Raw genomic sequence first — 21,952 nt, forward strand, 5'->3', positions numbered from 1 at the left:
GGAAGAGCCATGTTTGCATATTCTCCCCGTCCGATCCGTTCCGTTCTGGTCGCCAATCGCGGCGAAATCGCCGTGCGCGTGCTGCAAACCTGCCAGCGCCTCGGCCTGCGTGGCCTCGCGGTCTATTCCGATGCCGATGCACAGGCGCCGCATGTGCGCATGGCGGATGCCGCCGCCCGTATCGGTACCGGGCCGGCCCGCGAAAGCTATCTCAGCATTCCGGCGATCATCGCGGCGGCGAAGCAGCTAGAAGCCGATGCGATTCATCCCGGCTATGGCTTCCTTTCAGAAAATGCCGCTTTTGCCCGCGCCTGTGAGGAAGCCGGCCTGATCTTTATCGGGCCATCGCCCAAGGCCGTGGCGGCGATGGGCTCGAAGATCGAGGCCAAGCGGATTGCCGAGGCCGCCGGTGTGCCAACGGTGCCCGGGTATCATGGCGATGCCCAGGATGTGAAAACCCTGCTCGGCGAAGCAAAGAAGATCGGCTTCCCGGTGCTGATCAAAGCCTCGGCTGGCGGTGGCGGGCGCGGGATGCGGCTGGTCGAACGCGAGGCCGATTTTGCCGCTTCCCTGGAAGCGGCACGCAGCGAAGCGCAGTCAGCCTTTGGCGATGCCAGCGTGCTGCTGGAAAAATACATCCGCAATCCGCGCCATCTGGAAGTGCAGTTGATCGGCGACCGTTGCGGCAACCTGCTGCATCTGTTCGAGCGTGATTGCAGTGTTCAGCGCAACAACCAGAAGATTCTGGAAGAAGCCCCGGCGCCGAACCTGCCGGATCTGGCACGCCAGCGGCTGTTCGATGCGGCGCTGAAGCTCGGCCGGGCCATCGGTTATGATTCCGCCGGCACGGTGGAATTCATCATGGAGGCCGGCGACGAGCAGCCATATTTCCTGGAGATGAATACCCGCCTGCAGGTGGAGCATCCGGTAACGGAAGCCATCACCGGCATCGATCTGGTGCATTGGCAGCTTATCGCCGCCGCCGGTGAGAAACTGCCGCTGACCCAGGAGCAGGTCCGTATTCATGGCCATGCCATCGAGGCACGGCTTACGGCTGAACGCGCCGATCTTGGTTTCCAGTCGGTGACTGGCCGGATTGCCCATATCGCCGGTCCGCCGGCCTTGCGGTTTGATAATGGCATCGCCGATGGCAGCGAGGTCGGGCTGTATTACGACTCGATGCTGGCCAAGCTGATCGCCCATGGCCGCACGCGCGAAAGCGCGCTCGACAAGCTGGAGGCTGGCCTGCGTGGCCTCACCCTGCTGGGCCTGGCCACTAACCAGCTTTTCCTGCGCGATGCCATCCGTCAGCCCTTGTTTGCCGAAGGCCGCGCCACCACGCGTTTCATCGCGCAATCCTATCCCGATGGCTGGCAGCCCGCTGCTGCGGAATTGCGGCTGCTGCGCGCCGCCGCTGTTGCCGCCTGGGTCAGCCCGGCAGCGCATCAGCTCCATCCGAGCCCGAATGGCTGGGCCAATCCGTGGCTGCAACGCGCGCCGCTGCGTGTCACGGCGGCGGCACGCCCGGCGCTGATCACGGCCTTGCTTGAAGATGAATACGGCAGCGCTGAAATCGAACTGCATCAGGGCCGCGATGGCGCCGAGGCGGTGATTGACGGCGAGCGCATCACGCTTGGCGCGGTGAGCGCGGCCGCAGATTGGCTGGAATTCGCGCCGCAAGCCACGACGGAGCGATTGGTTTGCCGCCGCGAGGGCGCAAAGCTGTTGATTGCGCGCCAGGGCCTCGCGATCCAGGCGAAGCTCGTGCTGAAAAGCGAGGCACCACGGGCGCAGGAAGTGGATACCGCCAACGGCAACCGCATCACGGCACCGCTGCATGGCCTGGTGGCGCAAATCTATGTCGCGGTTGGCGACCGCGTCGAGGCCGGCATGGCCGTGGCGCAGATGGAAGCGATGAAACTGGTGCATACCCTGTCGGCACCGCAGGCTGGCGTGGTGGCGAGCATCCGCCATGCCGCCGGCGATATCGTGCCGGCCGGCGCTACATTGATCGAGATTGACCTGGCAGTAGAAGAGGAGACACGCTGATGGCCGGTTTGTGGTTCGAGGAATTCAAGGATGGCATGGTGTTCAATCACGAATGGACCCGTACCATTACCGAGGCCGATAATATGTGGTTCTCGCTGCTCACCATGAATACGCAGCCGCTGCATATCGATGCGCATTATTCCGCCAAGTCGGAATGGGGAAAGCCGCTGGTGAACAGCCTACTCACGCTTGGCCTGATGGTGGGCATGTCGGTGAACGACACCACCTTCTGCACCACGCTCGCCAACCTCGGCATGACTAATGTGAAATTCCCCAAGCCGCTGTTCCAGGGCGATACAGTGCGGGTGCGCACCACGGTGCTGAACAAGCGCGAAAGCAAGTCGCGGCCCAAGGAAGGCATCGTCACGCTGTTCCATGAGACCTTCAACCAGCATGGCGAGATGGTGGCAAGTTGCGAACGCCAGGCGTTGATGCGCAAGCGTCCCGTGGACCAGGCCCAGGCGTAACAATGCGTTCGTTGCTTTTCGCGCCTGGCGCTTCGGCCAAGATGATGGCCAAGGCGATGGCTGGCGAGGCCGATGTGGTGATCCTTGATCTTGAGGATTCGGTGGCGCCGGATGCCAAACCGGCGGCGCGCATCACGGTAGCGGCAGCATTGTCAGAACAGCGCCGGCCAGAGCAAAAGCTCTATGTGCGCGTCAATCCGCTGGATGGCGGCTGGTGCGCGGATGACCTCGCGGCCATCATGCCAGCAAGGCCGGATGGCATCATGCTGCCGAAGCCGGAAGGGCCGCAGGATGTCGAGCGGCTGTCGCAGCAGCTCACCGCACTGGAGGGGGCTGCGGATGCCGGGCGTACCCGCATCATTGCGATCTGCTCTGAAACCGCCGCCGGTACATTGTCACTGGCGGCGCAATCCTGGAGGCATCCGCGCCTGGCCGGCCTGCTCTGGGGCGCGGAAGACCTTGCCGCCGCCATCGGCAGCAGCGGCAACCGGGATGCCGATGGCCGCTATACCGCGCCCTTCCAGTTGGCGCGCAATCTCTGCCTGTTTGCTGCCCGCGCCGCTGGCGTGGTGCCGATCGATGCGGTCTACACCGATATCCGCAATCCCGATGGCCTGGCGGCGGAAGCCACTGGGGCGCGGCGCGATGGCTTCAGCGCCAAGGCGGCGATCCATCCCGCACAGGTGGCGGTGATAAATGCCGCCTTCAGCTATACCGAAGCCGAAATCACCTGGGCGCGTCGTGTGGTGGAAGTATTGAAAGATGGCGCCATCGGCGCGGCGCAGCTTGATGGCCAGATGGTGGATGTGCCGCATCTGCTGCAGGCGCGGCGCATCCTGGCCGGCTAGGCCAGCTCGCGTAGGTGATTGTCCCAGGCGATGGCGTGCTGACGCCGGCTGCCATCGGGTAGCAGCAGGTCGCCACGGCCGCCGCTGAGTGCAAAGCCATTACCTAAAGCCGCCACGCCGCAGATATCGGGCAGGCGCAACATGCCGCCATCGGGATGCAGCAGGGCCTGGGCACCCAGCGGTGAGGTGACGCAGAGAGTGTTGCCGTGCGCTGCAACGGCGCCGCAATAGCCGCGCATACCGCCCTGTTCGGCACCCAGCGTTGCCCAGCGGATATCAGCGCCACGCCAGAAAGCCAGCAGCGGCACCGCCGGATCGGCGGCACCGCGATCCTGTGCCACCACCGCCACGCTGCCGTCAGGCAATGCTGCCATATGGCGCAGGCTGAGGCTTTGCAAGGCTGCCGGCACATCCGCGCGGGCGAGAATCACGCCGCTTTGCGGATCGAGCCGCACAAGATTGGATGCCTCCAGCACATCGCCGCCATTCGCCACCACCAGGGCGCCATCGGTCAGCAGCAATTCATGCGGATCGACGCCTTCGGTCGGCCACAGTGCGATGCGTTGCCCGGTCCGGGCATCCAGCACCGCGATGCAGCCTTGGCCATCGCCATCGCTGGCGGTGGCAGCCAGCCGTCCGGCATCGAGATAGATGACATGGCCGCCATAGGCGAGATCGTCGCAGGGCCAGGTTTCGCTGTGGCCGCTCGCAAGGTCGAGCCGCAGTAGCCATTGCCCGGGCCGCCGCGCGGAAATCACCACATTGCTGCCATCTGGCGAGACCGTCATGCCATGGCCGCGCGCCGGCAGGGCGCGGCGCCATAGCGTGTTGCCTGCGGCATCCAGGCCGAATACAGCCTGGCCGCCGGCATCGCCACCGCAGGCGAGCAATGCCGGCGGGGTGCTTGCCTGAGCGCCACGGCCGAAGAGCGGCAGCGTGGCAATGCCGAGCAGCAGGCCGCGCCGGCTCGGTTCAATCACCCTCCTGGATTTAATCACCATCGAGTGCATTGAAGCCCACCGGGATATCCAGTGCTGGAGCCAGTTTTTCGGCCAGCATGGTTTTCAATGCTCCAGCATCGGCGCGCAGTTTATCCAATGCCGCGCGCTGCGCCGTATTGGCCAGCGCGGTTTCCAGATCGAGGCCGCGGGTGCGCTGGGCCAGATCGTCGAAGCGGCGGCCAAGTTCGGCGGCCAGCGCCTTGTCGGCCATATTCGGCACGATAGCCTTGGTGAAGAGATCGCGCGCAGCCGCAATATTGGTGGCGATGGCGGCACCGGATTGGCCGCTGCGCCAATATTCCGCTGCCATCGGCTTCTGCTCGCGCGGCGTTTTACCCAGTGGGCGGGCCAGCTTGTGGTCGGCAACCAGTTCGATGGCGGTGTGCAGTGCCTTGAAGATATCCTGCGTCGCCTCATCCGGTCCGGCATAGACCACCAGATTACCCTTGGCGGCGATGAATTGCTCGGCATAGCTGCGCCCAGGGCCCCAATCGGCGCGGATGTCGCGCGCCATGGCGGCAAGGTTGATTGCTGCCGCTTGCACCCATTGGCAGCGGAATGGCGTGGCGCGCAGCTTGGTCACTTCCGCCGCATCGAACAATTCGCGTTCCAATGCGGTCAAGCCCTGCACCGCGATAGAGCCGATGCCGAAATCAGGCAACTTGGCGGCGGCGAAAAGCTCGGCCATCTGCCGCGCCACGCTGTTGCGCGGATCCGGCCAGTAGGCGAAGCGCTGCAGACGATTGAACAGCAGCACCGGGCCGAAGCGGATATGCTGCACATCCTGCCAGGCGAGATTGGCCCGGCGCCAGCCCTGGCGCAGGGCATCGAGATCGTCGCAGCCTTTGGTGGCAGTATTGGCGAAGCCTTGCGTTGCCTGTTCCAGGGCATCCAGGCGCGGCAGGATATGCGCGGTGACGGCGGCGCGGTTGATCGCCACATAATCCGGCGCGGCATAGGCCGGTGCGGTGAATAGCAGCAGGGCGGCAAGCCAGTAGCGCATCAGAGCGACTCCAGGAAAGCGAGCAGGGCGTCTCGATCAACCTTGCGCAGCGCGATCACCCGGTCGCGTGCTTTGGCCGCCTCGCCGCCATGCCACAGGATCGCCTGCAGCACGCCATCGGCGCGGCCGTCATGCAGCAGGAAGTCGTGATCGTTGACCCGCCGGGTGAGGCCGAGGCCCCAGAGTGGCGGCGTGCGCCACAGCCGGCCATCCCTGCTATCGCCTGGGGTGCCGGGATCGGCCAGTTCATCGCCCATGTCATGCAGCAGCAGGTCGGTATAGGGCCAGATCACCTGGTTGGCGAGTTCGGGCAGTTCCTCGGAGGCGCCGGTAACCTGGCGCGGCACATGGCAGGCAGCGCAGCCGATATCACTGAACAGCTTCTGACCCCGGCGCACAGCCGGTGCACCGATGCCCTCGCGCGCCGGCACGGCGAGATTGCGGGCATAGAAAACCGTGAGGTCGAAGAGTTTCTGTGGCACTTCCATACCATCGTCATCGGCGCCATCAGGTGCGGCGCGGCAGGCTGATTGCGCCGCGGTGCAGTCACCAAAGCCGTCGCGGAACAGCGGCGTTGAAAGACCCATATCGTTGAGGAAGGCGGTGGCGCTCTGGTCGGCGATGCTGGCGGTATTGGCCTTCCAGCCGAAGCGGCCGAGCATCTGCCGGCCATTATTGGTCGGGCTCGCTACCATATGGGCGCGGCCACGGATGCCGTCGCCATCCTTGTCGTCTGGATCGGCGCGGGCGAGGATGTCCGCTTCTGGAATCAGCTCCAGCAAGCCGACGCCGATCATCGGCGGCGCGATGCGCGGCGACAATGTGGTGGTCGGATCGATCGGGCCATAGGCCAGTTCGCGCAGTTCGTACTGCGGCTGCTGCAAGGTGACGCGCAACCCATCGGCCAATGTGATGACGCGCGGCTTGTGGCTGATCTGCACGCTGGCTTCGGCGGCGAAGCCCTGGATGGCGAAAGTCTGTAACTGTTTGCCATAGACCGGATCGGGCGAGCCATCGGGCCGCGCCAGGGCAAAAAGCAGCGAGGAAGGCTGTTCCTCCGGGCCAGGCGGACGGCCACGGCCGTCTTTCAGATGGCAGGCCTGGCAGGCGCGGGCATTGAACAGCGGTCCCAATCCATCGGAACTGCGCGTGGAGGAGGGCGCCGCCACCCAGAGCTTGCGGAATACGCCGTCGCCGAGCTTGAAATCAAGCTGCCGCGCAAAGGAAAGATTGCCCGAGGGGTTGGAGAAGGCCGAGCGGTTACGTGGCCCCTGACTGGTGGCCGCGCCACCGGGCTTGTCCTCGCGCTCCGCATCATTGGCTGCTGCCACGCCGATGGCACCACTGCCGGCCAGCAGCGCCACCAGCAGCAAGGACAGCATCGGCCGCATTACTTCTTGCCGACTTTCGCTGGTGAATCGAGGCTGTCGGAGCCCTCGAACTTGACCTTGCCGAGTTGCAGGGCGGCGGTGATGCGCTCCAGCGTGCGGGTCTGGTCGATCAGTGCGGCGATGGCTGCCTCAATCACCGCCGCACCGGCTGTATTACCTTCGGCCAGCATCTGGTCGTAATGCTCGACGGTTTCGGCGCGCTGTTTCAGCGCCGTCATGGCAGCCATGCTGGCTGCCAGCTTGGCACGCATCTCGGCATCCAGTGCCGGGGCTTTCGCCGCCACCAGGGCGGAAAGGCCGGGGCCTTGCAGCATGCCATAGCGGCCGAGATACACCGCCTGCATACCCACCACATTGTTGTAATGCGAATTGTGGGTGTTGTCGGAGAAGCAGTCATGCTCCTCTTCAGGATCATGCAGCAGCAGGCCAAGCTTCATGCGCTCGCCGGCCAGTTCGCCATAGGCCAGGCTGCCGAGACCGGTGGCGATGCTGGCAATGCCGGTGGCGGGATCATTAAGCAGTGTCTTGCGGGCTTCGCCTTCCTTGCCCCATTGCGCCACCATCCAGGCGAGGTCATCCACCAGCAGCCGCGTGGCGACCTGCAAGTAAGCAGCACGGCGCGAGCAGGGCGGATGGGTGCAGGCAGCGCCTTGCGCGTAATCGGTCCAGGGCCGGTTGCCGGCGCCGGGCCCGGTGCCGTTGAGATCCTGGCCCCAGAGCAGGAATTCGATGGCGTGATAGCCGGTGGCGACATTGGCTTCCACGCCGCCGGCTTCCTGCAGGCCGCGCAGCGTGCGCCAGGTGATCTGTGTCGTATCCACCTTCTTGCCGCCGATGGTCAGCTTCGGGTTGGCGATGATGTTGGCGGCATACCAGGGGTTGGCATCCGAGCTTTCGCCGTAGCGGCTGGTATCGACATAGTCGATCAGGCCTTCATCCAGCGGCCAGGAATTCACGCGGCCTTCCCATTCATCGACGATCTTGTTGCCGAAGCGGTAGACCTCGGTCTGCTGGTAGGGTTCGCGCGCCTTCACCCAGGCCTCGCGCGCCGCCGTCAGGTTGGCTTGCGATGGTTTCGCCACCAGGGCATCGACGCTCTTGAGCAGCAGGCGGGCCTGCTTGAGCGCATCGCCATACATCGCCTGGGCGATATCGCTATACTGGCTCAGCACGGCATTGGCATTGGCGGGCAGCTGAGTCTGGGCCTGGGTGGTGCCCGGCAGGCAGAGGCCCACCGCCAGCAGCAAGGCGGCGATTAGCGGCTTGGTCACAGCGTAAACTCCCAGCTTTTGATAGGATTGCCTATCATTATCAATAACTAGCCAGCCGACAAGGGTGCGGGCCGGAAACATGACGCTAATTTAATGGACTGATATGCCGGGTTTATTTTCCCCGGCTGCCGCTGCGTCAGGCGGTGGCGGTGCTTGCGCCGGCCAGAATCGCCCGGCACCATGGCCGCCGCATAATCACAACAACCGGGAAATACTCGTGTCGAAGCTGCCTGGCGCCCTGGCGCAATCTCCGCTCCCGATCATCGCCGCCCCTCTGTTCATCATCAGCAATCCGAAGCTGGTGATCGCACAATGCAAGGCGGGTGTGATCGGCTCGATGCCGGCGCTGAATGCCCGCCCGGCGGCGCAGCTTGATGAATGGCTGGCCGAGATCACCGAGACGCTCGCCGCCTATAACCGCGACAATCCCGACCGCCCGGCTGCCCCCTTCGCGATCAATCAGATCGTGCACAAGAGCAACGACCGCCTGGATCACGACATGGAGATGGTGGCGAAATACAAGGTGCCGGTGATCATCACCTCGCTCGGCGCCCGCACCGATGTGAACGACGCGATCCATGCCTATGGCGGCGTGGTGCTGCACGACATCATCAACAATACTTTCGCGCGCAAGGCGATCGAGAAGGGTGCCGATGGCCTGGTCGCCGTGGCGGCTGGTGCCGGCGGTCATGCCGGTGTGAAAAGCCCGTTCGCGCTGGTGCAGGAAATCCGCGAATGGTTCGATGGCCCGGTGGCCCTGAGCGGCTCGATCGCCAGCGGCGGCGCGGTCGCCGCTGCCCGCGCCATGGGCGCCGACTTTGCCTATATCGGCTCGGCCTTCATCGCCACCCATGAAGCGCGCGCGGCGGAAGGCTACAAGCAGATGATCGTCGACAGCAATTCCGACGACATCGTTTATTCCAACCTGTTCACCGGCGTGCATGGCAATTACCTTAAGCCGTCGATCAAGGCCGCTGGCCTCGATCCCGATGCGCTGCCGGAATCCGATCCGAGCAAGATGAATTTCGGCGGCTCTGCCACCAAGGCGTGGAAGGATATCTGGGGCTGCGGCCAGGGTATCGGCGCGGTGAAGCAGATCGTCGGTGCTGGTGAACTGGTAGCCCGTCTGGCCGAGGAATACCGCGCCGCGCTCAAGCGCCTCGCGGCTTAAAGCACCTCAAGCCGCTTCGGCAAGATGGCGCAGCCGCTCGGGCTGCTTGATCTCCACCCGGTCAGCGGCGAGCAGGCCGATCACTTCAAGCTTGCGCAGCTTGGTGAAGCAGCGGCTGACCGTCTCGATGGTGAGGCCGAGATAGTCGGCCACTTCGGCCCGCGTCATCGGCAGCGGGATCGGGTTGGCCGCCATGCCGCGCGCACGGCAACGTTCCGATTGCAGCAGCAGGAAGGAAGCGATGCGTTCCATTGCGGTCTTGCGACCGAGCAGCAGGATCTGCTCCTGCGCTGTCGCCAGTTCGCTTTCCGCCAGAGCCAACAGCTTGTGTTCCAGCACCGGCATTGCTGCCATCAGCTTGCGGAAGCCTAAGCGCGGGAAACGGCAGACATGGGTTTCAGTCAGCGCTTCCGCGCTCACCGTATAGGTTTCGCGGGTGTTGAGGCCGACAAAGTCGCCCGGGCCGAGGAAGCCGGTGATCTGGCGCCGGCCATCGGCCATGGATTTTGACAGCGACAGCGAACCGCTGGTGATGTTGTAGACATGCTCGGCAGCATCGCCCTCGCCGAACAGCACCTGATGCGGGCGCAGGCAGGTCGGGGTGGCTAGATCGGCCATGCGCGACTGTTCATCCATCGTCAGCGGTGCGCAGATGGTGAGGCTGCGGGCGGTGCAGTTGTTGCACGGCTCCGGGCAAGCCACGGTCGTGGCCTGTGCTGCCGCCTGATTAGTGGTGCCGCGGCGCGTCGGCAAGGCATGAATTTCACCCATGGGACCGTAATCCTCGTTTACCCGTGTCGCGCTCGCCGCGTTTGCAGCTGGCTGCGCCACTTCTGCATATCGTCGCCCGAAAGCCGCGCCCGCGCCAGAGGGAGAATTGTCGCATCCTCCCAGACCAGATGCCGGCGCTGCCGCTCGGCAAACTGGCCCAGGGCCTCGCAGAGATCCGGCCAGTCGCCGGCGCCGCCGGCGGCGAAGTCCCGGCATTGTGCTGCCAGAGCCAGGGCTTGTGCCCGATCCTGACTATGCTCGTCGCTTAATTGGCGGAACAGTTCGTCCATGTCGTCGCCAAGCAGCAACCGGCGCTGCAGCAACGGCAATAGATTATCTTCCTCCTCGGCGACCAGAAAGAGGAAATCCTCGGCCAGATATGCCGCCGCCGCTGCCGCCAGGGCCCGGGCCAGGCCCGGCCCGCCGGTGGGAGGCGATTTCAAAACGGCGCAAAACGCCTGCAGGTCGAGTCGGCGGCCAATCAGGCTGTCGAGCGGCGACAGCCCGGCCTCGGGTGCGGCCAGCGCGGTCTCGATCCGCCCCATGGCGGTGGCAGGAAAGGCCAGATGGGTCATGGCAGCAGAATAGGGGGCCAGGCGGCAGCGGCATTGATTCAAATCAAGCTACCGTGTTCAGCTCGGTGAGTTCAGCCCGGTGTGTTCAGCTTGGGGCGTTCAGTTCTGGGCCAGGGGCGTCCAGCGCAGTTCCTCCGCACCGCTCTGCACCAGATCGATGATGGTGCGGCGCAGGGCCAGCAGGGCCGGTGCCGGGGCGCGCTCGGCGGGCCGTGCCAGGCAGAGGCGGCGCGTAGTGCCTGGCGCCTGCAAGGTGGCGAAGCTCAGGTCCCCGGCGCGCAGCAGAGCGTGTACGCTGGAATAGGGCAGCACGGTGAAGCCCAGGCGGCGCCGCACCATGTCGATCAGCACCGGCAGCGCGTCCACTTCATAGACCAGATTCATGCCGCCCTGCTGCTGCTTGCCGCTGCCCTGGCCGGCGCAGATTTCATCCACCAGCAGCCGCAGGCGGTGCGGCTTGGCCGGCAGGATCAGCGGCAAAGCCGCCAGTGCTGCCGCCTTGAGGCTGGCGCGTCTGGCGAAATGCCCGGCCGGGCCCAGGGCCACCACGCTGTCTTCAAGCAAGGGCTCGGTGGCCAGCGGCCCCATGGCGCGGGTTTCATACAATACCGCCAGATCAGCCTGGCCACCCAAGGCCCAGTCATGGATCACGGCGCTGAAGCCTTCGCGTAGATGCAGCCGCACTTTCGGATAGCGTTGCCGCATGGCCTGCGCGATTTCGGGGAACAGCACGGCGCTGAACGAGGTGGGCGCGGCCAGGGTCAGTGCGCCAGAGGGTTCGGCCTGGAAACCCTGCACCAGATCGCGGGTGCGCCGCGCTTCGGCCAGCACGCGTTCGGCCTGCTCGGCCAGCAGGCTGCCGGCGGCGGTCGGCTGCACACCCCAGCTATGGCGGGTGAGCAGCGCCACACCGAGTTCTTCCTCAAGCTGCTTCAATTGCCGCGACAGGGCGGGCTGCGCCAGGCCGAGCTGCAAGGCAGCCTTGGAGATATTGCCGGTCTGCAGCACAAGGCGGAAATGCTCCAGGTCGCGCAGCTCCATATCCATGCTCCAGAAGTATATCAACCATACTTAATATATATTTGTGCTATGGCTGTGTCTGCCCTAGAAAACCGCCCAGACAGCGATTCTCAAGGGTGGAAAGCCATGGCCGAACAGCATGCCGATATCCGCGAGGCGGTACGCCGCCTCTGCGCCAATTTCCCCGGGGCCTATTGGCGCAAATTGGATGCCGAACGCGCCTATCCCACCGAATTCGTGCGGGCGCTGACCGAGGCCGGCTTTCTTTCGATCCTGATCCCGGAAAGCTATGGCGGTTCCGGTCTTGGCGTGCAGGCGGCCTGCGCCGTGCTGGAGGAAATCCATCGCTCGGGCAGCAATGGCGGCGCCTGCCATGCCCAGATGTACACCATGGGTACGTTGCTGCGGCATGGCACGGAAGCCCAGAAGCGCGCCTACCTGCCCGGCATTGCCGATGGCAGCCTTCGTTTGCAGGCGTTCGGCGTCACCGAACCGACCAGCGGCACGGATACCACCCGCATCCGCACCTTTGCCGAGCGGCGCGGCGACAAGTATATCGTCAACGGCCAGAAGGTGTGGATTTCGCGCACCGAACATTCCGACCTGATGGTGCTGCTGGTGCGCACCACGCCGCGCGAGCAGGTGTCGAAGCCATCCGACGGCATGAGCGTGCTACTGGTCGATCTGCGCCAGGCGCGCGGCAACGGCCTCACCATCCGGCCGATCCGCACCATGATCAACCATGCCACCACGGAACTGTTTTTCGAGAATCTGGAAGTGCCGGTGGAGAACCTGATCGGCCAGGAGGGCAAGGGCTTCAAGTATATCCTCGACGGCATGAATGCCGAGCGCATCCTGATTGCGGCGGAATGTCTGGGTGATGCCCGTTTCTTCATCGACCGTGCCAGTGCCTATGCCAAGGAGCGCGAGGTGTTCGGCGCGCCGATCGGGCGCAATCAGGCGGTGCAGTTCGCCATCGCCCGCGCCCAGGTGCAGACCGAGGGTGCGATGCTGTTCATCGACCGTGCGGCGCGCCTGTTCGACAATGGCGAGCCCTGCGGCACGGAAGCCAACATGGCCAAGCTGGTGGCTTCCGAGGCTTCCTGGTTCGCCGGTGATCATTGCCTGCAGATCCATGGCGGCTTCGGCTTTGCCGAGGAATACGATATCGAGCGCAAATGGCGCGAGACGCGGCTGTATCAGGTGGCGCCGATTTCCACCAACCTGATCCTGTCGCATGTCGCGACCCATGTGCTCGGCCTGCCGAAGAGTTTCTAACCATGCGCCCGCTGGAAGGGTTGCTGGTGGTTGCGCTGGAACAGGCGGTGGCGGCGCCGCTCTGCACCATGCGGCTGGCGGAAGCCGGTGCGCGCGTGATCAAGATCGAGCGGCCGGAAGGCGATTTCGCGCGCGGCTATGATCATGTGGTGCATGGCGAAAGCTCGTATTTCGTCTGGCTCAACAGGGGCAAGGAAAGCCTGGTGCTTGACCTGCGCCAGGCCGATGACATCGCGCTGCTCGGCCGCCTGGTTGCCAAGGCCGATGTGTTTGTGCAGAACCTGGCGCCGGGCGCTGCCGGGCGGCTTGGCTTTGGCTCGGCCGAATTGCGGGCGAAATACCCGCGCCTGATCACCTGCGACATTTCCGGCTATGGCGAGGATGGCCCTTATCGCGACATGAAGGCCTACGACCTGCTGATCCAGGGCGAGTCCGGTCTTGCCATGATCACGGGCGCGCCGGAGGCACCGGGCCGGGTCGGCGTGTCGGTCGCCGATATCGCCTGCGGCATGAATGCCCATGCCGGTATCCTGCAGGCCCTGCTGCTGCGCGGCCAGACGGGACAGGGCAGCGGCCTCCAGGTGTCGCTGTTCGACAGCCTGGCCGACTGGATGACGGTGCCGCTGATGCATACCGTCTATGGCGGCAAGAGTCCGCGCCGCGTCGGCCTGGCGCATCCCTCCATCGCCCCCTATGGCGCCTTCGCGACAAGGGATGGCCGCCAGGTGATCCTGTCGATCCAGAATGACCGCGAATGGGCTTCGCTCTGCCGCGGGCCGCTGCAGGATGCGGCGCTGATCGAGGATCCGCGTTTCCGCAGCAATGCCGACCGCGTCGCCAACCGCCCGGCCTGCGATGGCCTGGTGGCGGCTGCGCTCGGGCGCCTGAGCCATGCCGAGGCAGTGGCGGCGCTGAACGAGGCCAGGGTCGCCTATGGCAATCTCAATACGCCGGAAGACCTGGCCCGGCATCCCCAGCTCCGCCGCATCGCAGCCGATACCCCGACCGGGCCTGTGGACCTGGTGGCGGGGCCGGTACGCTGGGTTGATTTAGCAGAAATTGCGGGTCCGGTGCCTGCCATCGGCCAGCATACCGTGGCGATCAGAAAGGAGTTTATGTCGGAAAAGTAATATAAATACGGAGTATTAATATCATATAATTTATGTGAATTAAAAATATTTTGCCTATCCTATTGTTAAAATAAATTGTGGCCACATACTTTTTGTGGAATAAGCTCCGGGACCGGTTCCCCGGGGTATCAGGAGTCTCTGCCATCATGGCCATCGGTATTCACGGCATCACCAAGAGCTTCGGCGCCACGCCGGTGCTGCGCGGCATCGACCTCGACATCAAGGATGGCGAACTGATCGCGCTGCTCGGCGCGTCGGGCTCGGGCAAGACCACCCTGCTGCGCATCCTCGCTGGCCTGGAATGGCCTGATGCCGGTCATGTCGCGGTTGATGGCAATGACTGGCTGTCGCTCACCGCGCAGCAGCGCCATGTCGGCTTCGTGTTCCAGAACTATGCCCTGTTCCAGCATATGCGGGTGCGCGACAATGTCGCCTTCGGCCTCGATGTGCTGCCGCGCGAGCAGCGCCCGGCCAAGGGCGAGATCAAGGGCCGCGTCGATGAGCTGCTCAATCTGGTGCAGATCGGCGCGCTCGGCGACCGCTTCCCGGCACAGCTTTCCGGCGGCCAGCGTCAGCGTGTGGCACTCGCCCGCGCGCTTGCCATCCGGCCCAAGATGCTGCTGCTGGATGAACCCTTCGGCGCGCTGGATGCCAAGGTGCGCAAGGATTTGCGCCGCTGGCTGCGCGAGCTGCATGACCAGCTTGGCATGACCACCATCTTCGTTACGCATGATCAGGAAGAGGCTTTCGAACTGGCCGACCGTATCGTGCTGATGGGCGATGGCCGCATCGAGCAGGTCGGCACGCCGGACGAGATCTACGAGCAGCCGGCCAGCCCCTTCGTTGCCCGCTTCCTCGGTGGCGTGAACGAGATTGATGCCGAGATTGCCGATGGCCGTGTGGTTGTCGAAGGCGCCGAGACCGCTTCGCTGGATCGCATCGCCGCCGGCGATGGCGCCATCCAGCTTTTCGTCCGTTTGCAGGAAATCGATCTCGAACCGGCCAGTGATGCGCCGGCGCGGATCCAGGCCGTCACCTCCAGCGGCCCGGTGCTGCGCTATGACGTGGCTCTACCGGGCGCGGCGAAGCATCTCGAAGTCGAATTGCCGCGCGAGCAGGCGCGGCGGCGCAACCTGCGCCAGGGCGATGCGGTGCGGGTGCATATCCGCGAAGGCCGCGTATTTTCGCCCGCTCTGCATCCTGCCAATCAGTCTGCCGCCTATGCCGCCGCGCGCGGCGTGGCCGGCGAGTAGTGTGATAAGAAAGGATTACCTCCCATGAAGCGCCTTCTTTCCGTCGCTGCCGTGCTTGCCTTGCTGTCTGGCGGCGCCCAGGCCCAGACCGTCGAACTGCTGAATGTCTCCTACGACATCGCGCGCGAGCTGTTCGCGCAGATCAATCCGGTTTTCGCCGCCGACTACAAGGCCAAGACCGGCCAGACCATCGAGATCAAGCAGAGCCATGCCGGCACCTCGCGCCAGGCACGCTCGATCCTGGAAGGCCTGCAGGCCGATGTCGTCACCTTCAATCAGGTGCTCGATGTGCAGATCCTGCATGATCGCGGCAAGCTGGTGGCTGCCGACTGGCAGAAGCGTTTCCCCAACAATGCTTCGCCGTATTACTCGCTGCCGGCCTTCCTGGTGCGCAAGGGCAATCCGAAGAATGTGAAGGACTGGTCCGATCTGGTGCGCAAGGATGTGCAGTCGGTGTTCCCGAACCCGAAGACCTCGGGCAATGCGCGCTACACCTATCTCGCTGCCTATGCTTTCGCGCTGGAGCAGAACAAGGGTGATGTGGCGAAGGCAAATGCCTTCGTGAAGACCCTGCTCGGCAATGTGCCGGTGTTCGATACCGGCGGCCGCGGCTCCACCACCACCTTCGTCGACCGCGAGATCGGCGACGTGCTGATCACCTTCGAGGCCGAGACCAACGGCATCAAGCGCGAGTATGGCGACAAGGGCTTCGAGCTGGTGACGCCATCGGTCAGCCTGCTGGCTGAATTCCCGGTCGCGGTGGTCGACAAGGTGGCCGAGCGCAAGGGTACCCAGGCGGTGGCCAAGGCCTACCTGGATTTCCTCTACAGCGAGGCTGGTCAGGAAATCCTGGCGCAGAACTATAACCGCGTGCATCATCCGAAGGTGCTGGAGAAGTACAAGGCGCAATTCCCCGCCCTGCGCCTCGTCACCATCGAAGCGGTGTTCGGTGGCTGGGAGCAGGCCAACAAGGTGCATTTCGCCGAAGGCGGCATCCTCGATCAGGTCTTCGTCAACCGCTAAGCGTTCCTCTTAACGCCGGGGCCGCCCCGCGCCGGGTTCAGATATGTCACTCACCATCCGCCATGCCGGGCCGCCCAAGGCCCGGCATGTGCTTCCTGGTTTCGGGCTCACGCTCGGCGCCACATTGCTCTATCTCGCCGTCATCGTGCTGTTGCCGCTGGCTGCCTTGCTGCTGAAATCCGCCGAGATCGGTCCGGCGCGATTCCTGCAACTCGTCACCTCGCCCCGCGCCCTGGCTTCCTTCCAGCTCACGCTGGGCGCGGCTGCATTGGCTACGGCGTTCAATGCCATCTATGGCCTGCTGATGGCGTGGATCCTGGTGCGTTATGAGTTTCCGGGCCGCCGGCTGCTGGATGCGCTGATGGATATTCCCTTCGCGCTGCCCACCGCCGTGGCCGGCATCGCGCTCACCGCGCTCTATGCCAAGAATGGCTGGTTCGGCGGCGTGCTGGAGCCTGCCGGCTTCAAGGTGGTCTACACCATCACCGGCGTTGCCATCGCCATGGCTTTCACCTCGGCGCCCTTCGTGGTGCGTACCTTGCAGCCGGTGCTGGAAGATCTGGCACCGGAAGCCGAGGAAGCCGCGCGCACGCTCGGCGCCTATCCCTTCACCATCTTCCGCAAGGTGATCCTGCCGGCGATCCTGCCGGCCTACCTCACCGGCTGCATGCTCGCTTTCGCGCGTTCGCTGGGCGAATTCGGCGCCATCATCTTCATTGCCGGCAACCTGCCGATGAAGACTGAGATTGCCGCGCTGCTGATCTTCATCCGCCTGGAGGAATTCGACTATCCGGCGGCGGCGGCGATTGCCACTGTGATCCTGCTCACTGCTTTTGTCATGCTGCTGCTGGCCAACCTGCTGCAGGCCTGGCAGATGCGTGCGCTGAAGAAGACTTGAAGCCATGAGTGACCGCAAGACACAGAAACTTGGCCGCCTGCCGCTGTTCCTGATCGGAACCGGCATGCTGCTCACCGCCGGTTTCATCCTGGCGCCAATTCTGGTGATTTTCGAGCAGGCTTTCTCCAAGGGCTTCGACTATTACCTGCACAGCATCCAGGCGCCGGAAACCATCCATGCCATGGGCCTCACCATCCTCACCGCCATCGTGGTGGTGCCGGTGAATATCCTGTTCGGCATTGCCGCCGCCTGGGCCATCGCCAAGTTCGAGTTCCCCGGCAAGAAGCTGCTGCTCACGGTGCTGGAAATTCCGTTTTCGATCTCGCCGATTGTTGCTGGTGTCACCTACCTGCTGCTCTATGGCGCGCAGGGGCTGTTCGGCGGCTTCCTGGAAGATCATGGCATCCGGCTGATGTTTGCGCTGCCGGCGATTTTCCTGGTCACGCTGTTCGTCACCAGCCCCTTCGTGGCGCGCGAACTGATTCCGCTGATGCAGGCCCAGGGCACCGAGCCGGAGGAGGCGGCGGCAACGCTGGGCGCCACCGGCTGGCAGACCTTCCGGCGCGTCACGTTGCCAAGCATCCGCTGGGCTTTGCTCTATGGCGCCGTGCTCTGCACCGCGCGGGCGATTGGCGAATTCGGCGCGGTCTCGGTGGTTTCAGGCAATGTGCGTGGCGAAACCAACACGCTGCCGCTGCAGGTCGAGTTGCTGTATCACGATTATAATGCCGTTGGCGCTTTCGCGGCGGCGACGACATTAACTGTGATCGCCATGCTTACCCTGCTGGTCAAGGCCGTGCTGGAGCATCGCCAGAGCCGGTCAGCACGCGCGCACTAAATTCTATTCGTGCTCGATGGTGAGCACGACATGGTCGGCGGCAAAGCGTGAGCGGACATATTCCACTGCACGGCCCTGGGCATCGACGTTCACGGTCTCGCTGAGCAGGATCGGCCGCGTGCGCGGCAGGCCGAGCAGCCGCGCATCACCGGAAGCAATCAGCTTTGCCGCCACCCGGGTGGAGCGGCGCCGATAGTCGGTAACGCCGCCTGCCTGCAGCGCGCCGGTGATCGAACCGGCCCGGCGGAACAGTTCCGGCATATCGGGGAAACGCTCCTGCGCCACATAATGGCTGCTGATGCTGATGCTCTTGTCATCGGCACGGTTCAGCAATTCCAGTTGCCACAGCCGGGCGCCGATCGGCAGGCCCATGGCGCGGGCAATGTCGGCGGGTGCGGCAATCTGTTCGGCAAAGACTAGTTCACGCGAGGGCTGCTTCTGCCGCGTGCGCAGGTTCTCGGTGAAGCGCGTGCGGGCGCCCAGCGCGTAATCGAGTGCGCGTTCGGCCACGAACATGCCACGGCCCTGCTCGATGCTCACCAGCCCGGTTTCCTCCAGCCGGTTCATTGCCTGGCGCACGGTGTGGCGGTTGACGCCGAATTCCGTCGCTAGATGCTTTTCGGTCGGCAATTGCGCGCCGGGCGCATAATCGCCGCGCCGGATCATGCGCTCCATTTCGGCGGCAATCTGCCGCCATACCGCCATGCCGTTGCCGCGTTCGACCATGCTGCCGCTCAGCCATTTCTCGGGGTGTCATAAAAACTTCGCCGAAACCGTGCTTGATTAGAGCAGGGCCTCGGCTTATTCGTATAGATGTCTAGATGAATTTAGACATCTGCGCAAGAGGTCTATATGTCCACCGCCTCGCAAAAAACGAACCCGTCGCCGAGCGATCCGGCCATTGCCGCGCGCCAGCGCCGCTTGCGGCTGCTGGCCCGTGCCGAACGTGGCTGCTTGGAGCAGGCCTTCGCCGCCTTGCCGCAGCAGCCCGGCTATCGCCGGCTGAAACAGCCGGAGACGGGCCTTGCGATGTTGCGGGCGCGCGCCGGTGGTGTCGGTCAACGTTTCAATATGGGCGAGATGACCATCAGCCGCTGCGTCGTGGCCTTGGAGGCCGGCGGTGCCATGGGTGTGGGCTATGTGCCGGGGCGGGATCAGCGCAAGGCCGAACTGGTCGCGTTGTTCGATGCCCTGAGCCAGGACGCCGCCACGGCTGCTCTGCTCGAAGCCAGCCTGTTCGCGCCGCTGGAAAGCGAACTCGCCCAGGCCCAGGCGGCACGCGCCGCCAAGGTGGCGGCGACCAAGGTCGATTTCTTCACCATGGTACGCGGAGAGGATTGAGTATGAACGCCCTGGCCCCCTCCACCCCCGCCGCCGGCTTCAACGATCCGGTGCAGCAGAGCCAGCAGGCTTTCCGGCATCTGCTGCAGGCCCTGGCGCATCCCGGCCGCATCATCCCGATGCCGCTTGAAGCCGGCCATCCCGCCAGCCTGACGCTGGCGATGGCAGCAGCCCTGCTCACGCTCTGCGATCTCGATACCCCGGTCTGGCTCGGGCCGGGCTGCGATGACGCCGAAACCGCTACCTGGCTGCGTTTCCATACCGGGGCGCCGCTGGTCGCCCAGGCTGGCGATGCAGTGATCGCCGTGGCGGTGCAACCGCCAAAGCTGGAACAGCTTGGCTGGGGCAGCGATGTGGCACCCGAGCGCGGCGCCACCTTGCTGCTGGCGGTAGAGGCTTTCGATGGCGCTGCCGACCTGGTGCTCACCGGCCCGGGCATCCGCGAGCGCCAGCCGCTCAGTGGCTGCGGCCTGGGTGATGATTTCTGGCGCCAGCGCGCGGCGATGCGCGATGCCTTCCCGCGCGGCGTCGATATCTATCTGGTGGCGGCGGATGCCATCCTCGGCCTGCCGCGCAGCACGCAGGTTCAACTCGGCGCCAAGGGAGCCTGACATGTATGTGGCAGTGAAAGGCGGCGAGGCCGCCATCGAGAATGCCCATAAGCTGCTGGCGGAAGAGCGCCGTGGCGACACCGCGGTGCCTGAAATCGGTATCGATCAGATCCGCGAGCAGATGAGCCTCGGCGTTGATCGCGTCATGACCGAAGGCTCGCTCTACGATCCCGACCTAGCCGCCCTGGCGCTGAAGCAGGCGCGCGGCGATCAGGTGGAAGCGATCTTCCTGCTGCGTGCCTACCGCACTACCTTGCCGCGCCTCGGCGTCACCCGGCCGATCGATACCACGCGTATGCAGGTGATGCGGCGTATCTCCTCCACCTTCAAGGACCTGCCGGGCGGACAGTTGCTCGGCCCGACCTTCGATTACACCCATCGCCTGCTGGATTTCGCGCTGATGGGCGAGCAGGAAGCCTCGGCGCTGGTCGGGCAGGGCAGCCTGCCGAACCAGATGCCGCAGGTGGTCGATCTGCTCAATGCCGAAGGTCTGATCGAGCCGGAATTGCCCGATGCCGAGGATGATGCAGTGGGTGATCTGACGCGCGAACCGCTGATGTTCCCCGCCGACCGGGCGCTGCGGTTGCAGAATTTGGCGCGCGGCGATGAAGGCTATCTGCTGGCATTGGGTTACTCCACTCAGCGCGGCTATGCCAAGTCGCATCCCTTCGTCGGCGAAATCCGCAGTGGCGACGTAACTGTCGAGATCGACGTGCCTGAACTCGGCTTCGCCGTCGATATCGGTGATATCACCGTCACCGAATGTCAGATGATCAACCAGTTCCGTGGCTCACGCAGCGAACCGCCGAAATTCACCCGGGGTTACGGCCTGAGCTTCGGCTTTGCCGAGCGCAAGGCGATGGCCATGGCGCTGGTCGACCGCAGCCTGCGCGCCGAGGAACTGGGCGAGGACATCACGGCGCCGTCGCAGGATCAGGAATTCGTGTTGTCGCATACTGATAATGTCGAGGCTTCCGGCTTCGTGCAGCATCTCAAGCTGCCGCATCATGTGGACTTCCAATCGGAACTCAGCCTGATCCGCACCATGCGCGCCGAATTGGAAGCCGGCGAGCAACTGGCGGAGGCCGCGCAATGAACTTGGCTCAGGAATACCAAGGCACGGCGCAGATCGCCGGCTACAATTTCGCCTTCCTGGATGAGCAGACCAAGCGCATGCTGCGCCGTGCCATCCTCAAAGCGGTGGCGATCCCGGGGTATCAGGTGCCGTTCGGCAGCCGCGAGATGCCCTTGCCCTATGGCTGGGGCACCGGCGGCATGCAGGTAACGGCGGCGGTGATCGGCGCCGATGATGTGCTCAAGGTGATCGACCAGGGTGCCGATGATACCACCAATGCCGTGTCGATCCGCCGTTTCTTCCAGCGCATGACCGGTGTTGCCACCACCGAGCGGACCCGCGCCGCCACTCTGATCCAGACCCGCCACCGCGTGCCGGAAACGCCGCTTTCGGAAGGCCAGATCCTGGTCTACCAGGTGCCGATCCCGGAGCCGCTGCGCTGGCTGGAACCGCGCGAGACCGAGACCCGCGTGATGCATGCGCTGTCGGAATATGGCGTGATGCATGTGAAGCTCTACGAGGATATCGCCCAGCATGGCCATATCGCCACCTCGTATGATTATCCGGTGCTGGTGAACGGGCGCTATCTGATGCGCTGCTCGCCGATCCCGAAATTCGATACGCCGAAGCTGCATATGAATGCTGCCTTGCAGCTTTTTGGCGCCGGACGTGAGAAGCGCATCTACGCGCTGCCACCCTACACGGATGTGCAGCCACTGGATTTCGCCGATCACCCGTTCAGCATCGAGCGCTGGGAACAGCCCTGCGCCTTGTGTGGTGCCGGCGACAGTTTTCTCGATGAAGTGATCCTGGATGATCGCGGCGGCCGCATGTTCGTCTGCTCCGATACGGATTACTGCAGCGAGCGCCGCGAAGCCGGCCATGTCGGCGCACAAGGGGCGCCGTATGAAAAGGAGACTGCGGCATGATCGCCCAGG

At 64.3% G+C, this 21,952-nt stretch carries 22 protein-coding genes; 14 read left to right on the forward strand and 8 right to left on the reverse strand.

Features of this window, described 5'->3' with window-relative positions; genetic code table 11:
* Positions 1-9: 9 nt before the first annotated feature.
* From ACQY7X_RS09535 to ACQY7X_RS09545, 3 genes are read left to right on the forward strand one after another with little or no spacing between them, the layout of a single operon-like run.
* The gene (locus tag ACQY7X_RS09535) at positions 10-2,049 is read left to right on the forward strand and encodes a biotin carboxylase N-terminal domain-containing protein (RefSeq protein WP_428249677.1); all 2,040 of its coding nucleotides are present in this window, start codon (positions 10-12) and stop codon (positions 2,047-2,049) included.
* A complete protein-coding gene (locus ACQY7X_RS09540; protein ID WP_428249678.1) occupies positions 2,049-2,516 on the forward strand; it encodes a MaoC family dehydratase in 468 nt (155 codons plus the stop codon). Before ACQY7X_RS09535 ends, ACQY7X_RS09540 begins: the two co-directional genes overlap by 1 nt.
* 2 nt (positions 2,517-2,518) lie before the next feature.
* Positions 2,519-3,364 carry an HpcH/HpaI aldolase/citrate lyase family protein gene (locus tag ACQY7X_RS09545; RefSeq protein WP_428249679.1) on the forward strand — a complete coding sequence of 282 codons (846 nt, stop codon included), beginning with the start codon at positions 2,519-2,521 and terminating at the stop codon, positions 3,362-3,364.
* On the opposite strand, the gene ACQY7X_RS09550 is transcribed toward ACQY7X_RS09545, so the two are convergent.
* The 4 genes from ACQY7X_RS09550 to ACQY7X_RS09565 are packed head-to-tail and all read right to left on the reverse strand — an operon-like array spanning position 3,361 to position 8,030.
* A complete protein-coding gene (locus tag ACQY7X_RS09550; protein WP_428249680.1) occupies positions 3,361-4,344 on the reverse strand; it encodes a DUF1513 domain-containing protein in 984 nt (327 codons plus the stop codon). The two genes, ACQY7X_RS09545 and ACQY7X_RS09550, sit on opposite strands and share 4 nt — an antisense overlap.
* A 10-nt stretch (positions 4,345-4,354) precedes the next feature.
* Complete coding sequence (locus tag ACQY7X_RS09555) at positions 4,355-5,368, reverse strand: imelysin family protein (RefSeq protein WP_428249681.1); 1,014 nt, start codon at positions 5,366-5,368, stop codon at positions 4,355-4,357.
* Positions 5,368-6,750, reverse strand: a complete 1,383-nt coding sequence (locus ACQY7X_RS09560; protein ID WP_428249682.1) for a di-heme oxidoredictase family protein — start codon at positions 6,748-6,750, stop codon at positions 5,368-5,370. The genes ACQY7X_RS09555 and ACQY7X_RS09560 overlap by 1 nt, the downstream gene beginning before the upstream one ends.
* A gap of 8 nt (positions 6,751-6,758) precedes the next feature.
* On the reverse strand, positions 6,759-8,030 hold the full coding sequence (locus tag ACQY7X_RS09565) for an imelysin family protein (protein ID WP_428249683.1): 1,272 nt from the start codon (positions 8,028-8,030) through the stop codon (positions 6,759-6,761).
* 217 nt (positions 8,031-8,247) lie between these two features.
* Here ACQY7X_RS09565 and ACQY7X_RS09570 point away from each other — a divergent pair, with 217 nt between their 5' ends.
* The gene (locus ACQY7X_RS09570) at positions 8,248-9,201 is read left to right on the forward strand and encodes an NAD(P)H-dependent flavin oxidoreductase (protein WP_428249684.1); all 954 of its coding nucleotides are present in this window, start codon (positions 8,248-8,250) and stop codon (positions 9,199-9,201) included.
* Between the two features lie 6 nt (positions 9,202-9,207).
* Here ACQY7X_RS09570 and ACQY7X_RS09575 read toward each other — a convergent pair whose 3' ends face one another.
* The 3 genes from ACQY7X_RS09575 to ACQY7X_RS09585 all read right to left on the reverse strand — a co-directional run bounded on the left by ACQY7X_RS09575 (position 9,208) and on the right by ACQY7X_RS09585 (position 11,588).
* Positions 9,208-9,972, reverse strand: coding sequence for a cyclic nucleotide-binding domain-containing protein (locus ACQY7X_RS09575; RefSeq protein WP_428249685.1), 765 nt, complete (start codon positions 9,970-9,972; stop codon positions 9,208-9,210).
* A gap of 17 nt (positions 9,973-9,989) precedes the next feature.
* Positions 9,990-10,547: a hemerythrin domain-containing protein gene (locus tag ACQY7X_RS09580; RefSeq protein WP_428249686.1), complete on the reverse strand. Its 558-nt coding sequence runs from the start codon at positions 10,545-10,547 to the stop codon at positions 9,990-9,992.
* Positions 10,548-10,646: 99 nt separating this feature from the next.
* The gene (locus ACQY7X_RS09585) at positions 10,647-11,588 is read right to left on the reverse strand and encodes a LysR family transcriptional regulator (protein ID WP_428249687.1); all 942 of its coding nucleotides are present in this window, start codon (positions 11,586-11,588) and stop codon (positions 10,647-10,649) included.
* 105 nt (positions 11,589-11,693) lie between these two features.
* On the opposite strand from ACQY7X_RS09585, the gene ACQY7X_RS09590 reads away from it, so the two are divergent.
* From ACQY7X_RS09590 to cysW, 6 genes are all read left to right on the forward strand, one after another.
* The gene (locus ACQY7X_RS09590) at positions 11,694-12,845 is read left to right on the forward strand and encodes an acyl-CoA dehydrogenase family protein (protein ID WP_428249688.1); all 1,152 of its coding nucleotides are present in this window, start codon (positions 11,694-11,696) and stop codon (positions 12,843-12,845) included.
* Between the two features lie 2 nt (positions 12,846-12,847).
* Positions 12,848-13,975 carry a CaiB/BaiF CoA transferase family protein gene (locus tag ACQY7X_RS09595; RefSeq protein WP_428249689.1) on the forward strand — a complete coding sequence of 376 codons (1,128 nt, stop codon included), beginning with the start codon at positions 12,848-12,850 and terminating at the stop codon, positions 13,973-13,975.
* Between the two features lie 146 nt (positions 13,976-14,121).
* Positions 14,122-15,228: a sulfate/molybdate ABC transporter ATP-binding protein gene (locus ACQY7X_RS09600; RefSeq protein ID WP_428249690.1), complete on the forward strand. Its 1,107-nt coding sequence runs from the start codon at positions 14,122-14,124 to the stop codon at positions 15,226-15,228.
* A 24-nt stretch (positions 15,229-15,252) separates the two neighbouring features.
* Positions 15,253-16,251: a thiosulfate ABC transporter substrate-binding protein CysP gene (gene cysP / locus ACQY7X_RS09605; protein WP_428249691.1), complete on the forward strand. Its 999-nt coding sequence runs from the start codon at positions 15,253-15,255 to the stop codon at positions 16,249-16,251.
* Positions 16,252-16,294: 43 nt separating this feature from the next.
* Positions 16,295-17,149 carry a sulfate ABC transporter permease subunit CysT gene (cysT, locus tag ACQY7X_RS09610; RefSeq protein ID WP_428249692.1) on the forward strand — a complete coding sequence of 285 codons (855 nt, stop codon included), beginning with the start codon at positions 16,295-16,297 and terminating at the stop codon, positions 17,147-17,149.
* Between the two features lie 4 nt (positions 17,150-17,153).
* A complete protein-coding gene (gene cysW, locus ACQY7X_RS09615) occupies positions 17,154-17,987 on the forward strand; it encodes a sulfate ABC transporter permease subunit CysW (RefSeq protein WP_428249693.1) in 834 nt (277 codons plus the stop codon).
* 3 nt (positions 17,988-17,990) lie between these two features.
* Here cysW and phnF read toward each other — a convergent pair whose 3' ends face one another.
* Positions 17,991-18,713 carry a phosphonate metabolism transcriptional regulator PhnF gene (phnF, locus tag ACQY7X_RS09620; protein ID WP_428249694.1) on the reverse strand — a complete coding sequence of 241 codons (723 nt, stop codon included), beginning with the start codon at positions 18,711-18,713 and terminating at the stop codon, positions 17,991-17,993.
* 126 nt (positions 18,714-18,839) lie between these two features.
* Here phnF and phnG point away from each other — a divergent pair, with 126 nt between their 5' ends.
* From phnG to ACQY7X_RS09640, 4 genes are read left to right on the forward strand one after another with little or no spacing between them, the layout of a single operon-like run.
* The gene (gene phnG, locus ACQY7X_RS09625) at positions 18,840-19,328 is read left to right on the forward strand and encodes a phosphonate C-P lyase system protein PhnG (protein ID WP_428249695.1); all 489 of its coding nucleotides are present in this window, start codon (positions 18,840-18,842) and stop codon (positions 19,326-19,328) included.
* Positions 19,329-19,330: 2 nt separating this feature from the next.
* Positions 19,331-19,939 (forward strand): phosphonate C-P lyase system protein PhnH, encoded by a 609-nt coding sequence (phnH, locus tag ACQY7X_RS09630; protein WP_428249696.1) that lies wholly within the window; start codon positions 19,331-19,333, stop codon positions 19,937-19,939.
* A 1-nt stretch (position 19,940) separates the two neighbouring features.
* Positions 19,941-21,035, forward strand: a complete 1,095-nt coding sequence (locus tag ACQY7X_RS09635; protein ID WP_428249697.1) for a carbon-phosphorus lyase complex subunit PhnI — start codon at positions 19,941-19,943, stop codon at positions 21,033-21,035.
* Positions 21,032-21,943 (forward strand): alpha-D-ribose 1-methylphosphonate 5-phosphate C-P-lyase PhnJ, encoded by a 912-nt coding sequence (locus ACQY7X_RS09640; protein WP_428249698.1) that lies wholly within the window; start codon positions 21,032-21,034, stop codon positions 21,941-21,943. The genes ACQY7X_RS09635 and ACQY7X_RS09640 overlap by 4 nt, the downstream gene beginning before the upstream one ends.
* Positions 21,944-21,952: the final 9 nt, after the last annotated feature.

The organism is Ferrovibrio sp., assembly GCF_965278975.1.
Classification (GTDB): Bacteria; Pseudomonadota; Alphaproteobacteria; order Ferrovibrionales; family Ferrovibrionaceae; genus Ferrovibrio.

Excerpts from the sequence above, each read along its gene's own strand:
- ACQY7X_RS09535 (WP_428249677.1), top strand. The coding sequence starts at position 10 with ATGTTTGCATATTCTCCCCGTCCGATCCGTTCCGTTCTGGTCGCCAAT.
- cysP (WP_428249691.1), top strand. The coding sequence starts at position 15,253 with ATGAAGCGCCTTCTTTCCGTCGCTGCCGTGCTTGCCTTGCTGTCTGGC.
- ACQY7X_RS09600 (WP_428249690.1), top strand. The coding sequence starts at position 14,122 with ATGGCCATCGGTATTCACGGCATCACCAAGAGCTTCGGCGCCACGCCG.
- ACQY7X_RS09585 (WP_428249687.1), bottom strand. The coding sequence starts at position 11,588 with ATGGAGCTGCGCGACCTGGAGCATTTCCGCCTTGTGCTGCAGACCGGC.
- ACQY7X_RS09580 (WP_428249686.1), bottom strand. The coding sequence starts at position 10,547 with ATGACCCATCTGGCCTTTCCTGCCACCGCCATGGGGCGGATCGAGACC.
- ACQY7X_RS09595 (WP_428249689.1), top strand. The coding sequence starts at position 12,848 with ATGCGCCCGCTGGAAGGGTTGCTGGTGGTTGCGCTGGAACAGGCGGTG.
- ACQY7X_RS09590 (WP_428249688.1), top strand. The coding sequence starts at position 11,694 with ATGGCCGAACAGCATGCCGATATCCGCGAGGCGGTACGCCGCCTCTGC.
- ACQY7X_RS09575 (WP_428249685.1), bottom strand. The coding sequence starts at position 9,972 with ATGGGTGAAATTCATGCCTTGCCGACGCGCCGCGGCACCACTAATCAG.
- ACQY7X_RS09540 (WP_428249678.1), top strand. The coding sequence starts at position 2,049 with ATGGCCGGTTTGTGGTTCGAGGAATTCAAGGATGGCATGGTGTTCAAT.
- ACQY7X_RS09560 (WP_428249682.1), bottom strand. The coding sequence starts at position 6,750 with ATGCTGTCCTTGCTGCTGGTGGCGCTGCTGGCCGGCAGTGGTGCCATC.
- ACQY7X_RS09545 (WP_428249679.1), top strand. The coding sequence starts at position 2,519 with ATGCGTTCGTTGCTTTTCGCGCCTGGCGCTTCGGCCAAGATGATGGCC.
- phnF (WP_428249694.1), bottom strand. The coding sequence starts at position 18,713 with ATGGTCGAACGCGGCAACGGCATGGCGGTATGGCGGCAGATTGCCGCC.
- phnH (WP_428249696.1), top strand. The coding sequence starts at position 19,331 with ATGAACGCCCTGGCCCCCTCCACCCCCGCCGCCGGCTTCAACGATCCG.
- cysT (WP_428249692.1), top strand. The coding sequence starts at position 16,295 with ATGTCACTCACCATCCGCCATGCCGGGCCGCCCAAGGCCCGGCATGTG.
- ACQY7X_RS09640 (WP_428249698.1), top strand. The coding sequence starts at position 21,032 with ATGAACTTGGCTCAGGAATACCAAGGCACGGCGCAGATCGCCGGCTAC.
- ACQY7X_RS09635 (WP_428249697.1), top strand. The coding sequence starts at position 19,941 with ATGTATGTGGCAGTGAAAGGCGGCGAGGCCGCCATCGAGAATGCCCAT.
- cysW (WP_428249693.1), top strand. The coding sequence starts at position 17,154 with ATGAGTGACCGCAAGACACAGAAACTTGGCCGCCTGCCGCTGTTCCTG.
- phnG (WP_428249695.1), top strand. The coding sequence starts at position 18,840 with ATGTCCACCGCCTCGCAAAAAACGAACCCGTCGCCGAGCGATCCGGCC.
- ACQY7X_RS09555 (WP_428249681.1), bottom strand. The coding sequence starts at position 5,368 with ATGCGCTACTGGCTTGCCGCCCTGCTGCTATTCACCGCACCGGCCTAT.